2 protein-coding genes and 1 pseudogene are annotated in these 3,891 nt (G+C 52.2%); all 3 read right to left on the bottom strand.

Annotated elements, in window-relative coordinates; all coding sequences use genetic code 11:
* Positions 1-239: pseudogene (locus KDK15_RS05420) on the bottom strand (hypothetical protein); the annotation flags it as partial.
* A gap of 254 nt (positions 240-493) precedes the next feature.
* On the bottom strand, positions 494-2,326 hold the full coding sequence (glmS, locus tag KDK15_RS05415) for a glutamine--fructose-6-phosphate transaminase (isomerizing) (RefSeq protein ID WP_257294347.1): 1,833 nt from the start codon (positions 2,324-2,326) through the stop codon (positions 494-496).
* Positions 2,327-2,414: 88 nt separating this feature from the next.
* Positions 2,415-3,791 carry a bifunctional UDP-N-acetylglucosamine diphosphorylase/glucosamine-1-phosphate N-acetyltransferase GlmU gene (gene glmU / locus KDK15_RS05410; protein WP_257294346.1) on the bottom strand — a complete coding sequence of 459 codons (1,377 nt, stop codon included), beginning with the start codon at positions 3,789-3,791 and terminating at the stop codon, positions 2,415-2,417.
* Positions 3,792-3,891: the final 100 nt, after the last annotated feature.

Genomic DNA, 3,891 nt, shown 5'->3' with positions numbered 1-3,891 from the left:
CACCTTTTCAACCATGAGATGCCCGCTTCAATACCCGCCCGAAAGCGAAATAGCGATTTATATACATACTGACTTTTGGCCATCTCTTCGACTTCCAGCCTACGCTTTTTATGAAAGGCAACATCACTGATGCCCATCTCTTGGCCATCTTCAAGATTGTTTGAAGGAATGCGGCTACGGGGCGGGTTGTACTGACCACCGCCGGTGGTCAGGGACAAGTCATAGATTAACGGCGTCATCCAGCTCATAGAGCAGGATGGCGCGGTTGTCGGAGGACACTGAAGTTTGAGTTTTTGGCTGCTTATTGAACGTTATGACAATAGAGTTTGGTGATAGCAGCCCTCTGACAGCTGAATGTGACATTAAAGTTTGGTGTTTTCTGCAAAAAACCCGCTAAATATAGGGCTTTCCGTTCAAGGAACGAGTAAATAAGCATATATTTTTGATCAAACTTTAATGTCCACCGACAGTGGCACTGACAACACTACACAAATTATTCAACCGTCACGCTTTTTGCCAGGTTACGCGGCTGATCAACATCGGTACCCTTGATAATCGCCACATAATAAGAGAGCAGCTGCAGGGGAATGGTGTAAAGAATCGGGGCAACCACTTCCCGCACCTCTTCCACCGGCAGAACCCGGACACCCTCGGTCTCGGTCAGGTTTGCCTGTTTATCCGCAAAGACAAACAGCTGTCCGCCCCTTGCCCGAACCTCTTCCATATTGGATTTCAGTTTTTCCAGCAGGTCGTTGTTCGGAGCCACCACAATCACCGGCATGTCGTTATCGATCAGTGCCAATGGCCCATGCTTCAGTTCACCGGCAGCGTAGGCTTCGGCATGGATATAGGAAATTTCCTTAAGCTTCAGAGCCCCTTCCATGGCGATGGGATACTGGGTACCACGACCCAGGAACAGGCTGTGATGCCTATCGGCAAAGGCTTCTGCCATGGCTTCAATATCATCACTCAGCATCAGTGTGTTCTTCAGGATATGTGGCAGATTCCGTAATGCTGAAACGACACTGGATTCCTGTTCCGGGGTCATACCCGTATGACGGCCAATGGCCGTCACCAGCATCAGCAATGCCGTCAACTGGGTAGTAAATGCTTTGGTGGATGCCACACCAATCTCTGCGCCCGCACGGGTCATCATGGCGATATCCGACTCCCGCACCATGGAAGAGCCCGGCACATTACAAATACTCAGTGAAGCCATATAGCCAAGTTCTTTCGCCAGCTTCAATGCCGCCAGTGTATCGGCTGTCTCACCGGACTGGGAAATGGTGACAAACAGACAATCCTCCGGCACAAAGAATTTCCGGTAGCGGAACTCAGAAGCAATCTCAACACGACAGGGGATACCCGCCAGCTCTTCAAACCAGTAGCGAGCCACCATACCGGCATGGTAACTGGTACCGCAGGCGACGATTTGCACGGCACGGGTTTTATTGAGGATCTCCTGGCCTTCTTTGCCCAGAATATCGAGATTCAGCTGATGCTCACCCAGGCGACCTTCCAGGGTATTGGCGATGGCTTCCGGCTGCTCGTGGATCTCTTTCAGCATGTAGTGGCGATAAGGGCCTTTATCGCCAGCATCATGCTCCACATCACTGTCCCGGGCATCTCGCTCAACTGGGGAGCCAGCAGCATCCAGAACCGTCACCTCGTTGCGGGTCACTTCCGCCACATCGCCCTCTTCCAGGAACATAAACCGGCGGGTAACCGGGAACAGTGCCAGCTGGTCGGAAGCGATAAAGTGCTCGCCAATACCGACCCCGATCACCAGAGGGCTGCCGGAACGGGCGACCACAAGACGCTCATTGTCGTTACAGTCCATCACCACCATGCCATAGGCGCCTTCCAGCCTGGCTACCGTTTTCTGTACCGCCTCCAGCAGGGAATCACTGCTCTTGAGTTTAAGGCTGACCAGATGAGCAATAACTTCCGTATCGGTATCCGAGGTAAAGACGTAGCCTTCGCCCTGAAGAAACACTCTCAATGCCTCATGGTTTTCAATAATGCCATTATGGACAACCGCAATGTGAGCTTCTGATACGTGAGGGTGGGCGTTACGCTCGTTGGGTTCACCATGGGTGGCCCAGCGGGTATGGGCAATGCCGGTGCCTCCCTGAAGTGGGTTCCGGGAAACCGCATCGGCCAGTTCAGATACCTTGCCAGTTCTCCTTTCTCTGCGAAGCTCACCATTGTCGTTAATAATAGCGATACCTGCCGAGTCATAGCCCCGGTATTCCAGACGACGAAGCCCTTCCAACAGAATATCTGCTACATCTCTTTGCGCTACAGCACCAACAATCCCACACATAGTTGTCGATCCCCTGGGTCATCATAAAGGTTGCTAAAATCATCAGGGAGTGGATGACCGGAGAGTCATTTCCCCCTTTGCGTAAATCTCAGTCTTCTTTTACCGGGCGCTGCCAGCCTTCGATATTGCGCTGCTTGCCACGTGCCACGGCCAACTGTTCATCGGGAATATCTTGGGTAATGGTGGAACCAGCACCGGTGGTTGCACCGCGTCCAATGGTCACAGGAGCCACCAGCGAACTGTTGCTGCCTATAAAAGCAGCATCGCCAATAACGGTCTTGAATTTATTGACACCGTCGTAATTGCAGGTAATGGTGCCAGCGCCAACATTCACCTCATCGCCTACTTCGGAGTCGCCCACATAGCTGAGGTGATTAACCTTACTGCCTTTGCCAATAACGGTTTTCTTGATTTCGACAAAGTTGCCGACCCGGGCTTTTTCCTTAAGTTCAGTGCCTGGCCTCAGGCGGGCAAAAGGGCCAACCTCACACCCTGCAGCGACAACCGCATCTTCAAGAATGGAGTGTGCTTTGATAACGGCACCTTCCCCGATGACAGAGTTGCGAATCACACAACCGGGTTCGATATAAACGTTATCTGCCAGCTCAACCCTGCCTTCAAGAACCACATTGATGTCCAGGGTAATGTCATGGCCAGTCTTAACATCACCACGAATATCCAGACGATGTGGGTCGATGATCGTGACGCCATTAACCATCAGGTTGTTGGCCAGCTGCTGTTGGCGGGCACGTTCCAGCTCCATCAGCTGGACACGGCTGTTAACACCTTCAACTTCAATGGGGCTCTGTGGCTGAACATGAATAACCGGAGTCTCTTCGGCCACGGCCATGGAAACAATGTCAGTGAGATAGAACTCATGCTGAACGTTTTCATTCTTCAGGTTACTTACCCAGCGGCTCACCTTATTGCCGGGAATGGCCATGATGCCCGTATTCACTTCATTAATAGCCAGCTGCTCCGGGGTTGCATCCTTGTCCTCAACAATGGCCTGAATATTGCCGAAGCCATCACGGATAATCCGGCCATAACCGGAAGGGTTAGCCAGGTTAATGGTCAGTAGACCCAGGCGCTCACCATTACTGGCTGCCAGAAGTGACTGTAAAGAAGAAGAGTGAATCAGGGGAACGTCGCCATAGAGCACCAGCACCACATCAGCACCTTTGCAGCCCGGCAGTACCTGCTGCACAGCATGGCCGGTGCCCAACTGCTCTTCCTGGACCACCCAGTTCAGATCGTAGTGGCCAAGTGCCTTTTTTACCTGCTCAGCCCCGTGACCAATCACCACATGTATCTTGCCGTCACCGACCTTTCTCTGCGTGTGCAGGGCACTGAGGATAACATGCTCCAGCATGGGCTTGCCGGCAATACGATGAAGTACCTTTGGCAGCTTGGATTTCATGCGGCTGCCCTGCCCGGCAGCAAGAATAACGATATCAGCTCTCATGGTAGCCTCGGTCGACAAAGTGCCCCTATTTGTTGGAGGGAGCATCTCTTGATTAAAACCGCAACGACCGCAACATTCGTTGTTATGATCCAAGGCTCAA

Source organism: Endozoicomonas sp. YOMI1, assembly GCF_024606345.1.
GTDB lineage: Bacteria > Pseudomonadota > Gammaproteobacteria > Pseudomonadales > Endozoicomonadaceae > Endozoicomonas.
Note: the sequence above shows the minus strand (reverse complement) of the source record. Positions and strands in the feature narration are given on the sequence as shown.

Bases quoted from the DNA above. Each gene is read 5' to 3' on its own strand.
- glmU (WP_257294346.1), bottom strand. From the start codon at position 3,791: ATGAGAGCTGATATCGTTATTCTTGCTGCCGGGCAGGGCAGCCGCATG.
- glmS (WP_257294347.1), bottom strand. From the start codon at position 2,326: ATGTGTGGGATTGTTGGTGCTGTAGCGCAAAGAGATGTAGCAGATATT.